Annotated in this window: 19 protein-coding genes and 10 pseudogenes; 27 read left to right on the top strand and 2 right to left on the bottom strand. The window is 38.6% G+C overall.

Annotation, left to right across the window (positions count from 1 at the left end; genetic code table 11):
* Positions 1-23 precede the first annotated feature (23 nt).
* The 15 genes and pseudogenes from ACWYN3_RS26595 (at position 24) to ACWYN3_RS26525 (ending at position 9296) form a co-directional block, all read left to right on the top strand.
* Positions 24-941: a diacylglycerol/lipid kinase family protein gene (locus tag ACWYN3_RS26595; RefSeq protein WP_456217063.1), complete on the top strand. Its 918-nt coding sequence runs from the start codon at positions 24-26 to the stop codon at positions 939-941.
* A gap of 30 nt (positions 942-971) precedes the next feature.
* Positions 972-1325 (top strand): translation initiation factor, encoded by a 354-nt coding sequence (locus ACWYN3_RS26590; RefSeq protein WP_456217062.1) that lies wholly within the window; start codon positions 972-974, stop codon positions 1323-1325.
* Positions 1326-1458: 133 nt separating this feature from the next.
* Positions 1459-3063, top strand: a complete 1605-nt coding sequence (pckA, locus tag ACWYN3_RS26585) for a phosphoenolpyruvate carboxykinase (ATP) (RefSeq protein ID WP_456217061.1) — start codon at positions 1459-1461, stop codon at positions 3061-3063.
* Between the two features lie 431 nt (positions 3064-3494).
* Positions 3495-4184: pseudogene (locus ACWYN3_RS26580) on the top strand (MotA/TolQ/ExbB proton channel family protein).
* An 86-nt stretch (positions 4185-4270) separates the two neighbouring features.
* The gene (locus ACWYN3_RS26575; protein ID WP_456217060.1) at positions 4271-4582 is read left to right on the top strand and encodes an ExbD/TolR family protein; all 312 of its coding nucleotides are present in this window, start codon (positions 4271-4273) and stop codon (positions 4580-4582) included.
* Positions 4583-4633: 51 nt separating this feature from the next.
* Positions 4634-4891, top strand: coding sequence for a hypothetical protein (locus ACWYN3_RS26570; protein ID WP_456217059.1), 258 nt, complete (start codon positions 4634-4636; stop codon positions 4889-4891).
* Between the two features lie 7 nt (positions 4892-4898).
* Positions 4899-5435: an ExbD/TolR family protein gene (locus ACWYN3_RS26565; protein ID WP_183882524.1), complete on the top strand. Its 537-nt coding sequence runs from the start codon at positions 4899-4901 to the stop codon at positions 5433-5435.
* Positions 5436-5462: 27 nt separating this feature from the next.
* Positions 5463-5648: a hypothetical protein gene (locus ACWYN3_RS26560; protein WP_456217058.1), complete on the top strand. Its 186-nt coding sequence runs from the start codon at positions 5463-5465 to the stop codon at positions 5646-5648.
* Complete coding sequence (locus ACWYN3_RS26555) at positions 5645-6286, top strand: energy transducer TonB (protein ID WP_456217057.1); 642 nt, start codon at positions 5645-5647, stop codon at positions 6284-6286. Before ACWYN3_RS26560 ends, ACWYN3_RS26555 begins: the two co-directional genes overlap by 4 nt.
* A 14-nt stretch (positions 6287-6300) precedes the next feature.
* Positions 6301-6525: a hypothetical protein gene (locus tag ACWYN3_RS26550; RefSeq protein WP_041883918.1), complete on the top strand. Its 225-nt coding sequence runs from the start codon at positions 6301-6303 to the stop codon at positions 6523-6525.
* 1 nt (position 6526) lies between these two features.
* The gene (locus ACWYN3_RS26545) at positions 6527-7123 is read left to right on the top strand and encodes a substrate-binding domain-containing protein (RefSeq protein WP_456217056.1); all 597 of its coding nucleotides are present in this window, start codon (positions 6527-6529) and stop codon (positions 7121-7123) included.
* Positions 7120-7431, top strand: coding sequence for a substrate-binding domain-containing protein (locus tag ACWYN3_RS26540; RefSeq protein ID WP_456217055.1), 312 nt, complete (start codon positions 7120-7122; stop codon positions 7429-7431). Before ACWYN3_RS26545 ends, ACWYN3_RS26540 begins: the two co-directional genes overlap by 4 nt.
* Positions 7432-7578: 147 nt before the next feature.
* A complete protein-coding gene (locus ACWYN3_RS26535) occupies positions 7579-8118 on the top strand; it encodes a tetratricopeptide repeat protein (RefSeq protein ID WP_456217054.1) in 540 nt (179 codons plus the stop codon).
* A gap of 25 nt (positions 8119-8143) precedes the next feature.
* On the top strand, positions 8144-8644 hold the full coding sequence (locus ACWYN3_RS26530) for a tetratricopeptide repeat protein (protein ID WP_456217053.1): 501 nt from the start codon (positions 8144-8146) through the stop codon (positions 8642-8644).
* Positions 8586-9296, top strand: a complete 711-nt coding sequence (locus tag ACWYN3_RS26525; RefSeq protein WP_456217052.1) for a tetratricopeptide repeat protein — start codon at positions 8586-8588, stop codon at positions 9294-9296. Before ACWYN3_RS26530 ends, ACWYN3_RS26525 begins: the two co-directional genes overlap by 59 nt.
* Positions 9297-9583: 287 nt before the next feature.
* On the opposite strand, the gene ACWYN3_RS26520 is transcribed toward ACWYN3_RS26525, so the two are convergent.
* Together ACWYN3_RS26520 and ACWYN3_RS26515 are read right to left on the bottom strand one after the other, a co-directional pair.
* Positions 9584-10567: a serine hydrolase domain-containing protein gene (locus ACWYN3_RS26520; protein ID WP_456223163.1), complete on the bottom strand. Its 984-nt coding sequence runs from the start codon at positions 10565-10567 to the stop codon at positions 9584-9586.
* Positions 10534-10902, bottom strand: a complete 369-nt coding sequence (locus ACWYN3_RS26515; RefSeq protein ID WP_456217051.1) for a serine hydrolase — start codon at positions 10900-10902, stop codon at positions 10534-10536. The genes ACWYN3_RS26520 and ACWYN3_RS26515 overlap by 34 nt, the downstream gene beginning before the upstream one ends.
* Positions 10903-11286: 384 nt before the next feature.
* Here ACWYN3_RS26515 and ACWYN3_RS26510 point away from each other — a divergent pair.
* The 12 genes and pseudogenes from ACWYN3_RS26510 (at position 11287) to nuoL (ending at position 21366) form a co-directional block, all read left to right on the top strand.
* Positions 11287-11657: pseudogene (locus ACWYN3_RS26510) on the top strand (NADH-quinone oxidoreductase subunit A).
* Positions 11658-11763: 106 nt separating this feature from the next.
* A pseudogene (locus ACWYN3_RS26505) lies at positions 11764-12305 on the top strand (NADH-quinone oxidoreductase subunit B).
* A complete protein-coding gene (locus ACWYN3_RS26500; protein WP_456217050.1) occupies positions 12305-12805 on the top strand; it encodes an NADH-quinone oxidoreductase subunit C in 501 nt (166 codons plus the stop codon). The pseudogene ACWYN3_RS26505 and the gene ACWYN3_RS26500 overlap by 1 nt, the downstream one beginning before the upstream one ends.
* Positions 12806-12809: 4 nt before the next feature.
* Positions 12810-14024, top strand: a pseudogene (locus tag ACWYN3_RS26495) (NADH-quinone oxidoreductase subunit D).
* Positions 14017-14527: pseudogene (locus tag ACWYN3_RS26490) on the top strand (NADH-quinone oxidoreductase subunit NuoE family protein). The pseudogenes ACWYN3_RS26495 and ACWYN3_RS26490 overlap by 8 nt, the downstream one beginning before the upstream one ends.
* Positions 14527-15901, top strand: a pseudogene (nuoF, locus tag ACWYN3_RS26485) (NADH-quinone oxidoreductase subunit NuoF). The pseudogenes ACWYN3_RS26490 and nuoF overlap by 1 nt, the downstream one beginning before the upstream one ends.
* Positions 15902-15959: 58 nt before the next feature.
* Positions 15960-16968: pseudogene (locus ACWYN3_RS26480) on the top strand (2Fe-2S iron-sulfur cluster-binding protein).
* Positions 16968-18010: pseudogene (nuoH, locus tag ACWYN3_RS26475) on the top strand (NADH-quinone oxidoreductase subunit NuoH). The pseudogenes ACWYN3_RS26480 and nuoH overlap by 1 nt, the downstream one beginning before the upstream one ends.
* A gap of 33 nt (positions 18011-18043) precedes the next feature.
* Positions 18044-18542, top strand: a pseudogene (locus ACWYN3_RS26470) (NuoI/complex I 23 kDa subunit family protein).
* A gap of 83 nt (positions 18543-18625) precedes the next feature.
* Positions 18626-19123 (top strand): NADH-quinone oxidoreductase subunit J family protein, encoded by a 498-nt coding sequence (locus tag ACWYN3_RS26465; RefSeq protein ID WP_456217049.1) that lies wholly within the window; start codon positions 18626-18628, stop codon positions 19121-19123.
* The gene (gene nuoK / locus ACWYN3_RS26460; protein WP_041883890.1) at positions 19123-19452 is read left to right on the top strand and encodes an NADH-quinone oxidoreductase subunit NuoK; all 330 of its coding nucleotides are present in this window, start codon (positions 19123-19125) and stop codon (positions 19450-19452) included. Before ACWYN3_RS26465 ends, nuoK begins: the two co-directional genes overlap by 1 nt.
* A gap of 21 nt (positions 19453-19473) precedes the next feature.
* Positions 19474-21366 (top strand): annotated as a pseudogene (gene nuoL / locus ACWYN3_RS26455) (NADH-quinone oxidoreductase subunit L).
* Positions 21367-21381: the final 15 nt, after the last annotated feature.

The following is a 21381-nucleotide window of genomic DNA, read 5'->3' as shown; positions in this document are numbered from 1 at the left end:
GTGCCATAATTAAATCATATCCTTTGGCAAAGTCGAACATTCTATTTATTATCAATCCTATATCCGGGGGTAAGGATAAGTTAAAGATCCCTGCTATAATTGATGCGAACCTGGACAGATCCAAGTTTAATCCTAATTATAGTTTTACGGAATATGTAGGGCATGCCGCTGAGATAGCGGAAGAAGCTGCAAATAAGAATTTTGATATTATTGTCGCCGTAGGTGGTGATGGTACAATTAACGAAATTGCAGCGAAAGTAATGCAGCAGCAAAAGATCTTAGGAATTATTCCCTTTGGGTCAGGAAATGGTTTGGCCAGGTTTTTAAAGATACCTATGAATACGGCTAAAGCAATCCAGGTATTGAATAACCTGAATGTTATTAAAATAGATACAGGCACATTCAATGATAAGTTTTTCTTTAATATGGCCGGAATGGGATTTGATGCACATATCAGTTCTGTATTTGTCGGAAATAAAAAAAGAGGCCTGTCAGGTTATCTGAAGCTGGGATTCAAGGAAATGATCAATTATAAACCTGAAACTTATCATCTTCGGATTGATGGCGTTGGTTATACCAGAACCAGAACGGCTTTTGTTGTAAGTGTAGCTAATTCTTCTCAATATGGAAATAATGCACATGTCTCTCCACACGCTTCTGTAACAGATGGCTTGCTGGATGTTTGTGTTATCAAATCGTTCCCATTATATAAATTGCCATTGCTGGCTTATCATATGCTGAATGCAAGCACTGACCGTTCCGATATGGTGGAGATTATTAAAGGAAAAGAGATACAGATTACCAGGGTGGAAGATGCAGCCATCCATATTGATGGGGAGCCTTATTTTATGGGCAGAGAGATTGCAGTAAGTATTTCGCCGCTGTCTTTAAATGTCATTGTTCCGGTAGAAATGGGCGGTACGGTTCCGGAAATTGTTTAAAACGTTTCTGAAAACAAAATATTAAAGAATATGAAGCCGAATAAAAAATCATTGAGTGATCTTGGTGGGATTATGTACTCTACAGATCCTTCTTATAGCTATGAGACAGATAACGATGCAGAGCAGGAGGTGATTGCAAATAATCAGCAGGACCTGCGTGTGACGCTTGATCGTAAAAACAGAGGTGGTAAAGCAGTTACACTAATTACTGGTTATCGTGGAAATGCAGCAGACCTGGAAAAATTATCAAAAATGCTGAAGACCAAATGCGGAGTAGGCGGAAGTGCAAAAGATGGGGAAATTATTATACAGGGTGATTTCAGAGACAAGGTAGTTTTGATGCTTCAAAAAGAAGGTTATAAAGTAAAAAAATCTGGCGGATAATAACGTTGTTAATTTATTGATTGTCAGCGTGTTGTTGTATAGTGTATATGCCACAATAAGTGAAATATTTCCTTTGAAATGATATTTTTTCAATAAATATCTCCTTAACTTTGCCTAAACAAATAATCATTTTATGAGCAAAGTTTTAATGCCTAAACCAGACTTATCCCGGTTGAATTTGGGTACTGATAATGCATACTACCAGTTAAGCGTACCGCAACTGATAGAAGAAGCCATCAATAACGGAGAGGGTACGCTCTCATCTTCAGGTGCTTTGGCGATTGATACTGGTAAATTTACTGGTCGTTCGCCAAAAGACAGGTTTATAGTGCTGGATGATGCTACAAGAGATTCAGTTTGGTGGGGCGATATCAATATCCAGTTCAGTCAGTCGAATTTCGAGTCGTTATTGCACAAAGTTTGTGCGCATCTTAACAAAGACAAGTTTTATGTAAGAGATGCTTATGCGTGCGCTGATGAAGCCTATAAAATGAGCATCAGGGTAATCACAGAGACCGCTTATCAAAATCTATTTGCTAATAATTTATTCCTCAGACCAGAAGAAGGAGAAGTTATTGAGAATCCAGAATGGACAATTATCGCTGCACCGACTTTTCTGGCGGATCCTGCAGTTGATGGAACGCGTCAGGCGAATTTCGCTATTCTGAATTTTTCAGATAAAATCATATTGATAGGTGGAACGGGTTATACAGGTGAAATTAAAAAAGGGATTTTCTCTGTGTTAAATTTTATTTTACCTGAACTTAAAAACACATTGTCAATGCACTGTTCTGCCAATGTTGGGGCTCAGGGTGATACTGCAATTTTCTTTGGACTGTCGGGTACAGGTAAAACTACATTATCTGCTGATCCTGCAAGAGGGTTGATCGGTGATGACGAACATGGTTGGGGAGATTCTTCTGTTTTCAATTTTGAAGGTGGATGTTATGCGAAATGTGTAGACCTGACTGCTGAAAAGGAGCCACAGATATATAATGCAATCAAATTCGGCTCTTTGCTGGAGAATATCAATTATTTTCCTGGTACCAGAGATGTAGATTATTCAAATATTGAAAAAACCGAAAATACAAGGGTAGCCTATCCTATAAATTATATTGATAATGCAGTTTTACCTTCTATTGCAGGTATTCCTAAAAACATTTTCTTCCTTACGGCAGATGCATTTGGTGTTTTACCTCCATTATCAAAATTAGACCCGGGGCAGGCAATGTTTCACTTCATTTCCGGATATACAGCTAAGGTAGCTGGTACAGAAGCTGGAGTAACTGAACCTCAGGTCACTTTTTCTGCTTGTTTCGGAAAGGCTTTCCTGCCTTTGCATCCAACTAAATATGCAGATCTGCTTGGAAAGAAAATGGAAGAGCACAAAGTTAATGTATGGTTAGTGAACACAGGCTGGAGCGGTGGTGCTTATGGAGTAGGTCAACGGATGAAATTAAGTTATACACGTGCCTTAATTACTGCAGCTTTAAATGGAAAGTTGTCTTCTGCAACATTTACGGAGCATCCTGTTTTTGGATTGCAGATGCCGGATGCTTGCCCAGGCGTTCCTTCAGAAATTTTAAATCCGAGAAATACGTGGTTTGACAAACATAATTATGACCAGAAAGCAAACGAACTTGCTAAAGCGTTTATTGACAATTTTAAGCAATTTGAAGAGTTCGCAAACGACGAAATACTGAAATCAGTCCCAAAAGTTGTAGAAATCACACTTTAAATCATTTTTTTTTTTTTTTAGGAAAAATTTGCATTCAATTTTTTTTTAGTTTTCATTGTGAAAGATTGTCTCCTAACCGGGACAATCTTTTTTTAATATGGGCTCCGCGACGGAAGAATTAATGCGACAAACAAATTTACCTGGTAATGATAATTTAATTTGGAATTAAAATCAAAGTTGTAGATTTGTTATTACAACATTTGATTTTATTCGTCGTTGTGTGTATTACAAGATATTTAATCTAAATTTAAAAAAAAAAAAAAGTACTAAAAACTCAAAAACTAAAAAAAAAAACAAACGCACCAAAACCAACAACAGTTAAAAAGGAAAGCTCATCAGCTTCAAATCTATTCGCTACTCTAGTCATTCCAATTTGTATTATCATCGCGGCACTTATTTATAAATTTGTTCTTGGAGATGCAAATAACTTTATTGACAACAACGTTGAGAATTTACCTAAAGTTGGTAACTATGCAGGTATGGCTTACAAAGGTGGACCAATCGTTCCAATCTTAATGGGTATGCTTTTAATGGTATCGTATTCTCAGTAGAACGTTTCATCGTTATCGGAAAAGCAACTGGTACATCTAGTTTAGATGCTTTTGTTAAGAAAGTACAAACTCTTTTAAATTCTAATAATATCGAAGCAGCAATGGCTGAATGCGATAAACAACAAGGTTCGGTTGCTAACGTAATCAAATCTGGTTTGAAAAAATATCGTGAGATGGAAGTTGAAGCAAACATGGACACAGACCAAAAATGTTTAGCTATCCAAAAAGATATCGAAGAAGCTACAACATTAGAAATGCCAATGTTAGAGCAAAACTTAACTGTAATCGCAACATTAGTATCTGTTGGTACATTAATGGGATTATTAGGAACAGTAACAGGTATGATCAAGGCGTTTGGTGGTTTAGGTGCTTCTGGAGCTCCGGATTCAGCAGCGTTAGCAACAGGTATTTCTGAGGCACTTATCAATACTGCAACAGGTATCGGTACTTCAACTTTAGCGATTATCATGTATAACATCCTGACTGACTTCTAAAATTGATAAATTAACTTATGCAATTGATGAGGCTGGTTTTAGCATCATCCAAACTTATGCTTCTACGCATAAATAGAAAATAATGTAATTTTTTTTTACCGGCTTTATGGAAAACCGGAAGAATTAACATCATTATATAAAACATAAGTAATTTTTAAAATTATGCCTAGAGCAAAGGTTCAAAGAAAGAGTACCTCGATTGATATGACCGCCATGTGCGACGTGTCCTTCTTGTTACTTACTTACTTTATTTTATCAGCAACTGCCAAACAACCGGATCCTTTGGATGTAAGACTTCCTACGTCAACGTATAAGATCAAAGTTCCTGAAAAGGACATCGCTATCTTAACGATTGGTGCAGACAAAGTTTTCTTCGAGGCTGCTGGTCAGGATATCAAAGTAGCTACGCTGGAAAAAATAGGTGAGCAATATAAAATCAATTTCACACCAGAAGAGAAAAAAAAAACGCTTTAGCGTTATTGGATCATTTGGTGTTCCCAATCCAGAGTTTTAAAGCAGTTTGTAATGCTGGACGGAGATAAAAGAAAAAAATCAGGTCTGGAAACAGGTATCCCTACGGATTCTACCAATAATCAATTGGCAGACTGGATTCTTCAATCCCGTAAAGCTGTTGCTGAGCTGCATTCTGAAGGAATGAGAGTGAGTATCAAAGGTGATGCCGAAGAAGGTTACCCGATGGTAAAGAAAATTGTTGACATCCTTCAAAAACAAAAAATTAACAAATTCAGTTTAATCACCACTGCTGAAGGCGGTAGCAAATAATTAAAACATGGCAGAATTAGATACCTCCGGCGGGGGTGGCAAAAAAGGTGGGAAAGTAAGGAGTAAGAAATCGTCTACGAAAGTAGATTTAACCGCGATGGTTGATTTAGCGTTCTTATTGATTACCTTCTTCATGTTAACCACCACGCTGAATAAACCAATCGCAATGGATATTGCGAAGCCAGATAAAGATGATAAATCTGAACAGAGACTTGAATTAAGAGCATCTCAGACAATGACGATTTTATTAGGTAAAAATAATAAAGTTGCATGGTACATGGGAGAGGCTGGTAAGTCAGCTCCTGAAGTTCAGGATTTCACCCAGATTAGAAAATCAATACTGGACAACAAACAGAAAGTACAGGCTGCAAGTGGAAAATCAATCGTTATGGTGATTAAACCAACTTCTGGCGCAACTTATAAAAACTTTGTTGATATCATGGATGAATTAGCAATTACCGGAATCAAGTCGGCTCCTGCAATTGACGATGAAAACATCACTGATGCTGAAAAAGCATTTATGAAATCACAAAACCTTTTATAATATTATTAACATTTTAAATAACAAGCAATGTTCGGATCTAAAATAGATTTATTCAATAAGGAATGGCTTGATGTTGTTTTCGCTAAAAAGAATAAGGATTACGGAGCTTATGAGCTACGTAAACAAAATGGCGCGAATACTTCAAGAGCACTACTTTTTGCTTCGGCAGCAGCTTTATATTTTTGTTTCTTTTACCTAAGATCGTCACTTTGATCAAAGGTCAGCTTCCTGAAGAGGAAATTGTGAAACAAGTTGAAGTTACTGTTGCACCACCGCCACCGGTGGATCCAAAAACACCTCCACCGCCACCGGTTGAGCCACCGCCACCAAAGACGGATCAAATCAAGTTCCCTCCTCCGATTGTAAAACCGGATAACCAGGTACGTGATGAAGACCCTCCTCAGATTGAGCAGTTAAAAGCAGCTGACCCAGGTCAGAAAACAATCGAAGGTGATCCGGGTGCTGATATCGTAGTGGTTGGACCAGTAGGAGAAGGCCCTAAACAAGCAGCAGTAGTAGAAGATACTAAAGTTTACGACTTTGTAAGTATCGAAACTCAGCCAGGTTTCCCTGGAGGTATGGACAAGTTTTATGCATACTTGCATAAAGCAGTAAGATATCCTCCTATGGCTCAGGAAAATAATATTCAGGGTAAGGTGTTCTTATCTTTCGTAGTAGAGAAAGATGGTCGTCTGACTGATATTAAAGTTGAGCGTAAACTTGGTGGTGGTACTGATGAAGAAGCCATCAGGGTATTAAAGGCTAGTCCAAAATGGACTCCTGGTATCCAGAATGGTAAACCTGTTCGTGTTAAGTATAACATCCCGATCAGTTTTACTTTATCTAACTAATATTATTTATTATAATGTTTGACTTCAATACATTTAAGCAGAAATCGCCTCAACAGCGATTTCTGTTCATTTTAGGCCTAGTGATGCTGACCATGTACCTGGTACTTGGAGCTGCTCTGATCTTCTGGAAAGACATTCCATTTGAGATTAAGCCTACCTACCGGATCCTGTTCGGTCTGTTACTGATCGTTTATGCGATCATAAGATTTTTCCGTTTGATTAATCAAAAAGACAATTAGAATGAGAAAGCTATTTTTTATCCTGCCATTATTTTTATTTATTGCCTGTAAGCAAAAACCTAAAAGTGATGATGGGGGGGGATCGCGTGTTTCGGGCACAGTAAAAGTGCTTGTTGACGAGAGCTTTTCTTCGGTTCTGCAAGATCAGATTGAAGTTTTCAAGCTGGACTATCCGGATGCGAAATTCGAATTGACCCAGGGAAATGAGAATAAAATATTGCCTACTTTCTTAAATGATAGTGTAAGGGTAGCAATTTTATCAAGAATGCTTACACCTGACGAAGAAAAAGCCTATTCTAGAAGAAGTATTCCAATATTTACTTCCAGGTTTGCTATTGATGGTATTGCATTGATTACGGGGAATGATAACCCCGATTCTACAATTACTGCTGACGAAGTAGTTTCCATTTTAAAAGGGACTTCCGCTTCTGGAAAACAATTGGTTTTCGATAATGCTTATTCGAGCACTTTACGCTACTTTAAAGACCTTGCAAAAGTTAAGGATTTACCTAAATCAGGTATTTATACTTTGCAGAACAATAATGACGTTATAAAGTACGTTGCAGAACATAAGAACTATATTGGGTTGTTGGAGTGAACTGGTTACTTAAAAGTAGCAGAGATCAGCAGGACTTTACCACTAAGGTGAAAGTTATGGGTGTGAAGAACACCAAGGGCAAAAAAGGTGATGATACCTTTTACAAGCCTACTCAAAAGAATTTAATTGATGGTATATATCCTTTTTTGAGGAATATATATATTATTAATGCAGAAGGTAAAAATGGTTTAGGCACGGGTTTTGCAACGTGGTTAACGGGACAGAGAGGTCAGTTGATTGTTTTGAAATCCGGACTTGGCCCAAATAAGATGAATCCGAGAGAGATTAATATAAAAAAAAAAAATTAGTATTATATTGAGCCCTGGCCTGGCAGCGGTTAGGAAATAGAAAAAAAAAAACGAATTAGCTTATACATTAAACAAAAAATAAGGAACGAATGAAACCTGCATGTTTCATGCAAGCTTCATTACCATTAAAACTCAAACAGAAAAAGAATGAAAATGACAAAGAAAGCAATGACCTTAAGTTTAGGTTTAGTAGTGATGGGTTCTGCCTCTTTTGCTCAAAACTTGAATGATGCAAAAAAAGCGATTGACGCTGAGCAGTATGCAAAGGCTACTTCTATGCTTAAATCACTGGTAAGTTCTCAGGCAGGTAAAGGAGAGAACTATTTTAACTTAGGTGATGTATATCTGCATAACGAATATGTAGATTCAGCTAAGGCAGTTTTTAATAAAGGAATTACAGCCGATCCTAAATATGCATTAAACTATGTTGGATTGGGACAGGCAGATCTTGCTGCTAACAATGCAGCATCAGCTAAAACAAATTTTGATAAAGCTATTTCATTAGCTTCTAAGAAAGACCATACTCCATACCTATACATTGGTAAAGCTTACATCGCGCAGGCAAAACCGGATTTCGCTGCAGCTTTAACTAACCTTACAAAAGCAGACGAAGTAGATGCAGCAGATAAAGATCCAGAGACATTTTTGGCTTTGGGTGATTTATACGCAGCACAAAAGAAATTCTGAAGCATTAAGCAACTACTTACGCGCATTGAATATCAATGAAGGTTTAGTAAGAGCTAAAGTTCAGATTGGTAGAATGTACAAAGAGTCAAGAGCATTTCCTGAGTCTGAAACACAATTAAAAGAAGTAATTACTGCAGATCCTAACTATGGTCCTGCTTACCGTGAAATTGCTGAGTTATACATGCAATGGGCAAATTTTGAACCAGCTCATTATGCAGAAAAAACTAAACAAGCATTAGAGAACTTCAAAAAATACATGGACTTAACTGATTCATCTTTTGATTCAAGATTACGTTATGCGCAATTCTTGTTTTATGCAAAAGACTTCAAAGGTTTAGAAACTGAAACTGCTGAGATCGCAAAGTTATATCCTAACAACCAAAAAAGTGTGGTTATTAACCGTCTGCAAGCTTATTCAGCGGCTGAAAACAAAAGCCCTGAGAGTTTGAAGCTGTTAACAGACTTCTTTGCTAAGAACCCTGATACTTCACGTTTTAATTGCTGCCGATTATCTTTATTTAGGTAAAGCTCAGTTAGCTGCTGGACAAGATAGTTTGGCTTTGAAAAGCATCAGAAAAGCAATTTCTAAAGATTCTACTAACGTAGAAGCATTAGAAGATGTTGGTAAAGCATTATACAACAACAAGAAATTTGCAGATGCTGCAGGTGTTTATAAAGAAGCTATCAAATTAAACCCTAACGGTAAAGGTTCATTAACTAACTATTACTACTTAGGTTCTGCTAACTATTTTGATTACGCAACTAAAGACAGAGATAAAAAGAATCCAAGCAAAACTATTTTAGTTGAAGCAGATTCAGCTTTCTCTCACTTGAATAAAGTTCAGCCTGAATTTACTCTTGCATATATCATGAGAGGTCGTGTTGCAGGTTATATGGATGATCAGACTAATCCAAAAGGATTAAGAGCTCCATTCTATCAAGCATACTTAGACCTGGTAACGGTTAAAAAACCTGAATTAGGTACTGCTGATGCAGAGAAAAAGAACCTTGTTGAAGCTTATACTAACTTAGGATTCTTCTATTCTCCTACAGATAAAGGAAAAGCAACTGAGTTGTTCAATAAAGCTTTAGCAATTGATCCGGCGAATGCAAATGCACAAACTGGTTTAAAACAATTAACAGCTCCGGCTGCGAAAGCACCTTCTAAGAAGAAATAGTAAATTCTAAATCAGAATATAAAAAAAAAAAAAACGTCTCCAACTAATTGGAGACCGTTTTTTTTTTGAACCAGTATATTCATTTGCCGCTGATCATATTTCATGTAAATTAGCTTAAAGGCCTTGAAGAGTTGAAAGCTGTTGTATAGCGTTTGTGTTATTTGAATCCAGTTCAAATGAACGTATGTAGTTTTTTTTTAGCCTCTGCTTTATTCCCGCTCGCTGCCAGGGCTTCTGCATAACTATCAAAGGCATTGCTGCTTGTTGGATAAAGACCAGTGTATAATTTAAAAACTTTTACTGCCTCCTCTATTTTTTTTTTTTCCTAAAAGTCTGTATCCAAAAGTGTTAAGATCGTCTTCGCTGAGTGTAAATTCTGTGCCTAAACTTTTTTTTAGCTGCCTTGCTGTTTTTAAGGCATTGTTATATTGCTGTTTGATTAAGGCCATTTTTAATTTTTTGACTGATGGGGATAAACCAAAATCATTGGACTCTTTCATATCGGGGATATAGTATCCGGCAATTTCATCAATAAAATACTCTGGATTGGCACCCTGTAAATTACTCAGTATTATGACTGAAAGATCATCTTTTGGGTAAACGAAATAAGAAGTTCTCATTCCGCCCACCGGGCCTACAGCCGGATGTTCGTTTCTTACTGCGACAGGCCAGCCAAGGGCATAGCCGTTCAGTAACTTGTTAAAGCCACCAGGTTTTCCATTATTCAGTGGCACAAAAGTCCATAGTAAATCCAAGCTGGATTTTTGTTTTAGCAACTGGCCATACTGAAGGGCAATGATCCATTGAGCAATTTCTCTGGCATTAGAGATTATACCGCTGGCTGTTCTGAAAAACGGCGGGAATTCTACATAAGCAATTTTTAATTCACCACTGCTGGTCCAACGGCCGTTTATATTGTTCTGCGTCGTATAAGCGCCAGCAGAATGAGGTATAATATCGTGTGAATCGCCGAAACGGGTTAATTTCATCCCGGCGGCCCTGAACTGGCGGTCTTCAATAAATTTGGTGAAGTGCACTCCGCTGAGTTTATTAATAATCATCCCCAGAATTACGTATCCTGTCTGGTTATAGCTGTATTTTTCGCCGGGTTTAAATTCCATGGGAAGGGTTTTTACTTTGGCCCATGCCGCAGTCACATTCCCGCCTTCTAATACATGTTCGTATTCGTCAATAATATTAGGAAGACCTGAAATGCAAGCCAGTGTCTGCTTTAAGGTTACTTCTTTCCAGGCTTCAGGTAAGCTATCCAGATATTTTGAGATCGGATCATTGATGTTGAGTTTGCCGTCCTCCTGAAGCTGCGCATAATGGCTACACCCACAAAGGATTTTGTACAGGAGTTAATGGAAAATAAGCTTTCATCAGTTGCGGGAATAGAATTTTCAAGATTGGCTATTCCGTAACTGCTTAGTTTGATCATTTTTCCGCCTCTGACAATGGCCACTTGCAGTGCAGGAATATAGAGTTGCTGCATTTTATTTTTAATAAACACGTCCACACTATCACTCGTAAGATCACTTTGTGCTTCCGCAGGAAAATAAAAAAGTAGTGTAGCCAGGCAGATCAATAGTCGTTGTCTAAGCATATATTATTTGTTTGTTCTAAATTACCTAAAACGAAATGTACAATTTAGCCACATCATGTAGAGATAATGGACAAAAGACTCTCCACAAGCTTCGCCGTAAAGTATCATCATAAGTATCGCTGCAAAGTTTCTTCTCTAACCATATCATCAGTTTCTCCGCTCAACTATCCAACCCGCAACCCAAAGAGCGCATTCACCTTAATAGGCGTCTGGTAAAAGACCAAACAGGGGTGCAGTACGGATAATTGAAAAAGACAAGCTAATGTGAGGACATAGCTTTCCGAGCCCTTCAGCGAAGGCAATGCCGGCCGAACATAGCTTGTCTTTTTCAATTATTTGATTTCCCCCTTTTTTCTTTTACTTTTGTAGCCTAATTAAGATTATATGGAAACGCAAAGTTTGCCTTCAGACTTTTTACCAATTATTTTTCAAGTTATCGTAGCCCTGGGCTTTGTTGTGGTAACCCTTATTGCAACTCACTTCTTAGGCCCTTCCCGTAAAACCAGCGATAAACTGGGAACTTTCGAAGCAGGTATTAAAGTAGTAGGTAATGCGCGTCAGCCGTTCTCCATTAAATACTTCCTTGTCGCTATCCTATTTGTTCTATTCGACGTAGAAGTTATCTTTATGTACCCATGGGCAGTTAATTTCAGAGAGCTTGGCTGGCCAGGACTAATCGAGATGTTTGTCTTTATGGCAACACTTTTATTAGGCTTTATTACATTCTGAAGAAGAAAGCTCTCGATTGGAATTAATTATTTAGATCGGTTCTAAATCGAGATAGACTAAGCCAATTTGGCTCGAAATATTGTAGATTTGTGGTTCATTCTGTATTAGAATGAGCCTTTTTTGTTTTATGATATGAGTGACATCAATATAGTAGACGCGCCTCCAGGCATTGAAGGATCTGGCTTTTTCGCTACTTCTTTAGACAAGGTTATTGGTTTAGCCCGTTCCCATTCATTATGGCCATTGCCATTTGCAACTTCATGCTGTGGAATTGAATTCATGGCAACAATGGGTTCGCACTATGATTTTGGTCGTTTTGGTTCAGAACGTTTAAGTTTTTCTCCACGTCAGGCAGATTTATTAATGGTTATGGGTACCATAGCTAAAAAAATGAGTCCTGTTTTAAAGCAAGTGTATTTACAGATGGCAGAACCCCGTTGGGTAATGGCGGTAGGTGCATGTGCATCAAGCGGTGGTATTTTTGACACTTATCAGTTTTACAGGGAATTGATGAGATTATTCCTGTAGATGTTTATGTCCCTGGCTGTCCGCCAAGACCTGAAGCAATTTTAGATGGCTTTGGTAAGATTCAGGAATTAGTAAGAAATGAATCTGGCAGAAGAAGAGATTCTGATCAGTACAAACAAATGTTGGCTTCATACGGTATCGAATAATGGCAGAGGTTAATAATAGTAGCGTAATACAGCTGTTAGCTGACCGTTTCGGAGCTAAAGTAAGTGGTGTGAACGAACCTTACGGTTTGCTTACGGTAGAAACCACTAAGGATGTGATTATTGATGTACTTAAGTTTCTTAAAGAAGCAGAAGGTGCAAATTTTGCCTTCCTTACTGATATCACTGCGGTTCATTATCCTGACACTAAACACATCGCTGTAGTTTACCATTTACATAACATGGTGAACAAAATCAGGATCAGAGTGAAGGTGTTTATACACGAACAAACTCCACTAATTCCTACGGCTACTGTTCTTTGGAACGGTGCAAACTGGATGGAAAGAGAAACATATGACTTCTTCGGCGTTAAGTTTGAAGGTCACCCGGATTTAAGAAGGATTTTGAATATGGACGAACTAAATGTTCATCCGATGTTAAAACAATATCCTTTAGAAGATCCAAACAGAGTTGATAAAAAAGACGAATACTTTGGTAGATAAGAACATGAATCACAATCAACCAGTATATACAGACAACGATCCTCAGAATGAGTTGGTAACCTTAAACTTAGGTCCTACTCACCCTGCAACACACGGTGTTTTCCAAAACGTACTCCAGTTAGACGGAGAGCGTATTGTGAGCGGAGTTTCTACCATAGGGTATATTCACCGCGCTTTTGAAAAGATTGCTGAACACAGGCCTTTCTATCAGATTACACCTCTGACAGACAGGTTAAACTACTGCTCATCACCTATTAATAATATGGGATGGCACATGACAGTAGAGAAATTGTTAAATATAACCGTACCTAAAACGTGTAGATTATCTAAGGATCATCGTTATGGAACTGGCGCGTATTTCAGATCACATTATCTGTAATACGATTATCGCACAGGATACGGGTGCAACAACCACCTTCTTATATCTTTTTCAGTTCAGAGAGCATATCTATGAAATTTATGAAGAAATCTGCGGTGCGCGTTTAACAACAAATATTGGCCGTATAGGTGGTTTTGAAAGAGATTTCAATGATATCGCCTTTGCTAAAATCAATAAATTCTTAAAAGAGTTCCCTGTTGCTTTAAGGGAATTTGAAAGCCTGCTTAACCGTAACCGTATTTTCATTGACCGTACTGCCGGCGTTGCCTGCGTTACCCCTGAAGACGCTTTAAGTTACAGTTGGACTGGTCCTTTGTTACGTGCAACTGGTGTGGATTATGATGTGCGTGTAAGCGAGCCTTATTGTTCTTATGATGAATTCGATTTCGAAGTTCCAGTAGGTACAAGTGGTGACATTTACGACCGTTATTTAGTCGTAACGAAGAAATGTGGCAAAGTGTAAGCCTGATTGAACAGGCATTGGAAAAAATCAAACATGAACCTGCCGGAGTTTTCCATGCAGACGTTCCTGATTTTTATCTGCCTGCTAAAGAAGAAGTATATAACAATATGGAAGCCTTGATTTACCATTTCAAAATTGTAATGGGAGAGATTGATGCACCTAAAGCTGAAGTATATCATGCTGTTGAAGGCGGAAACGGAGAACTTGGTTTTTATCTGATCAATGACGGTGGAAGAACACCTTACCGTCTGCACTTCAGAAGACCTAGTTTTATCAATTATTCCATGTATGCGAAGATGAGTGAAGGAATGTTACTGTCTGATGCCATTATCAACATGAGTAGTATGAATATTATTGCCGGAGAATTAGATGCTTAAAGTAGAAGAACAACAACAGTAGAGTTTTCGTCAGCTTTGATCGCAAAGTGTGATGAAATTTCAAGTAGATATCCTGATGGGAAACAAAAAAATCCCTATTGCCTATACTTCACGAAGTTCAGGCAGAGCTGGGTTGGTTAAGCTCCAATGCGATGGATAAAGTAGCAGCATATTTAAAAATTGAACCTATCGAAGTTTACGAGGTAGCCTCTTTTTATAGTATGTACTTCTTGCAGCCAAAGGGTAAATATGTTTTAGAAGTTTGTCGCACCGGGCCTTGCTGCCTGGTAGGAGCAGAAAAACTGATGGAGCATATGGAACAGACTCTTGGGGTGAAAGAAGGTGAGGTTACAGCTGATGGTTTATTTAGCTGGAGAGGTGTTGAATGTCTTGCAGCCTGCGGTTACGGCCCGGTTCTGCAAATAGGCCCTGAATACACTTTTTATGAAAACCTCGACAATCAAAAGGTAGACACATTGATAGAAGAATTACGCAAAAAATAATGGCCCGTAAACTCTTATTAGAACATATAAACGTACCAGGCATCAATACTCTTGATGTTTATCGCCAGAAAGGCGGCTATCGTGCGTGCTGTGGAGAAAGCTTTGAAAACTCTTACCCCTGATGAAGTGGTAGAAGAAGTTAAAAAGTCTGGATTACGCGGCCGTGGAGGTGCAGGTTTCCCTACAGGAATGAAGTGGAGCTTTCTGGCTAAACCAGAAGGTGTTGCGCGCTACCTGGTATGTAATGCTGATGAATCAGAGCCGGGTACTTTTAAAGACCGTTACCTGATGACTTACATTCCTCATGCTTTAATTGAAGGAATGATTGTGTCAAGTTATGCATTGGGCGCTAAAACATCTTATATCTACGTACGTGGAGAGATGATGCCGCAAATCAGGATTCTGGAAAGAGCAATCGCAGAAGCAAAAGCTGCAGGCTTTTTAGGAAAAAATATTTTAGGGTCGGGTTATGATCTGGAGATTTATGTTCAGCCGGGTGGCGGAGCTTATATCTGCGGGGAAGAAACGGCTTTATTAGAATCACTGGAAGGTAAAAGGGGTAATCCAAGGATTAAACCGCCATTTCCGGCTATTGCTGGTTTGTATGGCTGGCTGTCCTACAGTAGTTAACAACGTTGAATCTATTGCCGCTGTCGTGCCTATCATTAACGAAGGTGGTGATGAATATATGAAAATCGGTATTGGACGCAGTACCGGAACGAAATTGATCTCTGCTTCGGGGAATCTGGTAAGACCAGGTGTATACGAGATAGAATTAGGTCTTCCGGTAGAAGAGTTCATTTATTCTGATGAATATTGTGGTGGTATTGCTAATGGCAAAAGATTGAAGGCTACTGTAGCCGGAGGTTCTTCTGTTCCGGTATTGCCAGCTAACCTAACGCTTAAATTGGCTAACGGTGAACCACGTTTAATGAGTTACGAATCTCTTTCTGAAGGTGGATTTGCTACCGGAACGATGTTAGGTTCAGGTGGTTTTATCGCTTTTGATGAAGATCAGTGTATTGTACGAAACACCTGGAACTTTTCCCGCTTTTATCATCATGAAAGCTGTGGACAGTGTTCTCCTTGCCGTGAAGTACTGGATGGATGGAAAAAGTATTACACAGACTGGAGCACGGACATGGTAAAATGAGTGATATTGACTTATTGGTTGACGTGTCTAAGAAGATCGAAGGAAATACAATTTGTCCTTTAGGAGATGCTGCTGCATGGCCTGTAGCAAGTGCAATCAGACATTTCAGAGATGAGTTTGAATGGCATGTGAAAGAGCCTATAAAAAGTCTTCAGGGAAATTATGGTATCGCTAATTATGCAGTACCTATTGCTAAAGCAGAAGTAAAACAGGAAAATTAACTGTCTGACCTGTGTTTTTGATTGAAAATGCTGGAATGATAAAAGAATATCTTTAACAATGAGTGAAAAAGTTAAGGTAACCATAGACGGGATAACCGTCGAAGTAGAGCCCGGTACAACGATCCTGAATGCTGCAAGGCAAATAGGAGGGGACATTGTGCCTCCTGCAATGTGCTACTATTCTAAATTAGAAGGTAGTGGAGGTAAATGCCGTACTTGTACTGTATAGTAAAAGTAAGCAAGGGTTCTGAAAAAGACCCAAGACCAATGCCTAAGCTGGTTGCTTCGTGCCGTACCACAGTAATGGACGGGATGGAAGTGCAGAATATTACTTCTCCTGAAGTAATTGAAGCCAGAAGTGGTGTGGTAGAAATGCTGTTAATTAACCACCCGCTTGACTGTCCTGTATGTGATCAGGCCGGAGAATGCGACTTGCAGAATCTGGGTTATGAGCATGGTTTACAGAAAACACGTTATGAATTTGAGCGCCGTACTTTTGAGCGTATCGATATAGGTGATAAGATCCAGTTACATATGAACAGGTGCATTTTATGCTACCGTTGTGTGTTTACAGCAGATCAGATTACAAATAAACGTGTTCACGGTATCTTGAACAGAGGTGATCACTCAGAAATTTCTACTTATATCCAGACTGCTGTTGATAATGATTTCTCCGGGAACGTTATTGATGTATGTCCGGTTGGAGCTTTAACTGATAAAACTTTCCTTTCAAAAACAGGGTTTGGTTTACAAAACCTGTTGATGCGCATAGAGACTGCCCTACTTGTAGTGGTAAAGTGACTTTATGGTATAAAGGGGAAGATGTTTTAAGGGTAACTGCCCGTAAAGATATTTACGGTGAAGTTGAAGAGTTCATTTGTAACACCTGCCGTTTCGATAAAAAGAAAACAGCAGACTGGACAATTGAGCATCCTACACACATCAGTGATACTTCGGTAATCTCTTCTAATCACTATGAAACGATGATTCCTTTACCTGTTATTCAGGAAGATCTTCGTTTGCAGGAAGCAAATAAAGTTGAACTGGAAAAAACCGCTAAATTCTAATGGATATCTCATTCGTCATAGAAAAATTTATACTTGTTGCTATCATTTTTGGTATAAGTTTAGTTATCGCTATGTATTCTACATACGCGGAAAGAAAAGTTGCCGCTTTTTTACAGGACAGGCTTGGACCGGATCGTGCAGGCCCTTTTGGAATCCTGCAGCCATTGGCTGATGGACTGAAAATGTTCATGAAAGAAGAAATTATCCCTACTCATGCTAATAAATGGCTGTTTATGGTTGGGCCGGGTTTAGCGATGCTAACGGCTTGTATCGGAACGGCAGTTATTCCATGGGGAAGTCCGATTACTACAGCAGCCGGAAGGATTATCCCTTTACAGGTCACTGATATTAACGTTGGTGTTTTATACATTTTCGGAGTTGTTTCTCTAAGTGTTTATGGCGTAATGATCGGAGGCTGGGCTTCTAACAATAAATACTCTCTTTTTTAAGTGCTATTCGTGCGGCTTCGCAGAATATCAGTTATGAGGTGGCTATGGGACTTTCTATTATCGCCTTGTTATTGGTGACTAATACGATGAGTCTGAAAGAAATTGTGGATATGCAGCATGGATGGCGCTGGAACGTGCTTTATCAGCCATTAGGCTTCCTGTTATTTATCATTTGTGCATTTGCTGAAACCAACAGAGCGCCATTCGATTTACCTGAATGTGAAACTGAATTAATTGGTGGATACCATACAGAGTATTCTTCCATGAAATTAGGTTTTTACCTGTTTGCTGAATATATCAACATGTTTGTGTCTTCGGCAGTGATGGCTACCTTATACTTCGGAGGATATAATTATCCGGGTATGGATTGGGTACTGACACAAGCAGGTCCTGTGATCGCACCGTTAATTGGAACGGCAGTATTGTTCGCTAAAATATTCGCATTTATATTTTTCTTTATGTGGGTAAGATGGACAATTCCTCGTTTCCGTTACGATCAGCTGATGCATTTAGGTTGGAAAGTATTAATTCCAATTGCAATAGCGAATGTAATTATCACAGGTATTGTGATTGCAATAGTAGAAAAGTTTTAACTATCCGCTCAGCGGAATATAAAAGGAGGTTTAATGGAACCATTAACCAGTAAAAAGAAAATATTAATACAAAAGCCACTTAATTTTGCGGAGCGGATGTATCTGCCTGCATTAGGAAGGTCTGGCGATCACGATTAGTCACTTCTTCAAAAAAGAAGCGACGATCAGGTATCCTGAAGTTCAGCGTGAAATGTCTATCAACTGGAGAGGGATGCATTCCCTTAAAAGAGATGAGGACGGAAAAGAACGTTGTACTGCCTGTGGATTATGTGCATTATCGTGCCCTGCAGAAGCAATCACTATGATTGCTGCTGAACGTAAGCCAGAAGAAAAGGACTTGTACAGAGAAGAGAAATACGCTGCCGTATATGAGATCAATATGCTGCGTTGTATTTTCTGTGGTTTATGTGAAGAGGCTTGTCCGAAAGAGGCAATTTATCTTGACGGGCCAATCGTTCCTTCAGATTATTTACGTAAAGACTTTATTTACGGTAAAGATAAACTGGTAGAAGAGCCTCTTTTAAAGAAATAATGAAATTGAAGTGTTCATACGCTTCTTGATATAAACAGTTTATACATTTGTCGTTCACACGGCTTTAAAACAAAAATAATAAAATGGGTACATCAGTATTCTATTTGGTCGCTTTTTTAAGTATTTTCTTTTCACTGATGGTGATTTTCGCGAAGAACCCGGTGCATAGTGTACTTTATCTGATCGTAACGTTTTTTACGTTCACAGTCCATTACATTTTGCTTAATGCCCAGTTTCTGGCAGTAGTAAACTTTATTGTGTACATGGGGGCAATTATGGTTCTATTCCTGTTTGTTCTGATGCTGCTCAATCTCAATAAAGAGAACGAGCCCTTAAAGTCAGGTTTGGTAAAAGTTGTAGGTATCGTAGCCGGATGTTGTCTGGTTGTGACACTGATAGGTTCTTTAAAAGCTACAGCTGTATCTAATCCGTTAGTATTGCAGAATCCAAACTTAGGTCTGGTTAAGAACCTGGGTAAAGAATTGTTCGGTCCGTTTATGCTGCCTTTCGAATTGTCTTCAATTCTATTGCTTACAGCTATGGTGGGTGCCGTATTATTAACTAAAAAAGAAAAAGTATAGTGAATAATCTTACTCAAACCTTACAGGGTGTACCGCTTAATCATTATATATGGTTAAGTGCTATTATTTTCACCATCGGTGTAATAGGCGTACTGACCCGCAGAAATGCTATCGTAATTTTTATGTCGGTAGAATTGATGCTGAATGCTGTTAATTTATTACTTACCGCTTTCTCTGTACATAGCAATGATCCTTCGGGGCAGGTGTTTGTATTTTTCATCATGGCTTTGGCAGCGGCCGAAGTAGCAGTGGGCTTAAGTATTATTGTAATGGTTTACAGAAATACGCAGTCAACAGATATTAATGTATTGAATCGCCTTAAGTGGTAATTATTAAGAATAAATTATAAAATGATAAATTTAGTTTGGCTGGTTCCGTTAATTCCTCTTTTAGGCTTTATCATCAACGGTCTTGGGAGAAATACATTATCCAAAAACCTGATAGGTTTTATTGGGAGTAGCGTGATATTCATATCTTTTGTGATTAGTATCGGCATCTTTTTAGCTTTAGGCAACGATGCTGTGAAATCGCATGAGATTTTCTTGTTTGACTGGATCAGTGCCGGTGCCTTAAAAATCCCGGTTTCCTTCCTGGTAGATCCGCTGAGTTCAATCATGTTACTGATCATTACCGGAATCGGTTTCCTGATTCATGTATACTCAATCGGTTATATGCATGATGACGAAGGATTCGGTAAATTCTTCAGCTATTTAAACTTGTTTATCTTTTTCATGTTATTGCTGGTTCTTGGGTCAAACTATATTGTGATGTTTATCGGATGGGAGGGCGTTGGTTTATGCTCTTATCTATTGATAGGCTTCTGGTTTACCAACAGCAGTTACGCTACAGCAGCGAAAAAAGCCTTTGTGATGAACCGTATTGGTGATCTTGGCTTTTTGATTGCGGTCTTCCTGATCTTTACTACTTTCGGTAGTGTTGAGTTCTCTAAAATATTCCCTCTGGCAGGTAATATGGTTTCCGGCGATTCTACCATTCCATTAATTGCTTGTTATTATTTGTTGGTGCCTGTGGTAAATCTGCACAGATTCCTTTATTTACTTGGTTACCGGATGCAATGGCTGGACCAACGCCAGTTTCTGCCCTGATTCACGCAGCAACAATGGTAACAGCTGGTATCTATATGATTGCACGTTCAAATGTATTATTTGATCTTGCTCCGGTAGTACAGCATTTAATCGCAATTATTGGTCTGGCAACAGCTGTTATGGGTGCATTGGTTGCCCTGACACAAACAGACATTAAAAAAGTCCTGGCTTATTCTACAGTTTCGCAACTGGGATATATGTTCTTAGGCTTAGGAGTTGGTGCTTATAACGGCTCTTTCTTTCACGTGATTACACATGCTTTCTTTAAAGCATTATTGTTCTTATGTGCAGGATCGGTAATTCATGCAATGCACCATGAGCAGGATATGAGACATATGGGTGGTTTACGTAAAAAACTTCCGGTTACTTTTCTAACCATGCTGATTGGTACCATAGCTATTTCGGGCTTACCTCCGTTCTCAGGTTTCTTCTCTAAAGACGAAATTCTTTCTCATGTATATGAGTACAATAAAGTAATGTGGGCAATCGGGGTATTTACTGCCTTCTTAACTGCATTTTATATGTTCAGAATGTTGTTCCTTACCTTCTTTGGTAAATACAGAGGAACACATCATGCTGAAGAAAAAATTCATGAGTCACCAAAAAGCATGACTATACCATTAATTGTTCTTGCTGTGCTTTCAGCTATCGGTGGTGCAATTGGTATTCCTGAATCGCTGGGTGGTTCTCATTGGTTATCGCATTGGCTTGCACCCGTTATCCAGCATCATGGAGAAGCGCCGGATCATGCTACTGAATATATTTTAATGGCTGTTTCAGTTGTGGGTGTGCTGATCTCTATCGCATTTGCTTATAGCAAATACGTGAAGCAAAACCATATTCCTGTTGCAGACGAAGGACAACGTTCCGCATTGGCAAAACTATCTTATCATAAATTTCTATGTTGATGAGATCTATGATACTTTGATCAGAAAACCTCTGGATGCTATTTCAGTATTCTTTTATAAGGTATTTGATAAAAAGATTATTGACGGTATTGTCAATGGTTTAGGATGGAGCACATCAGAAGCAAGTAAAGGAGTCAGATTATTACAATCAGGTAATGTTGGGTTCTATATTTTTATGATGGTGGTTGGAATCATCTCGTTGTTATTGTATACTTATTTATCTCTGTAAAAGATCGTCCAAGAA

Source organism: Pedobacter sp. NJ-S-72 (genome assembly GCF_053890575.1).
Note: the sequence above shows the minus strand (reverse complement) of the source record. Positions and strands in the feature narration are given on the sequence as shown.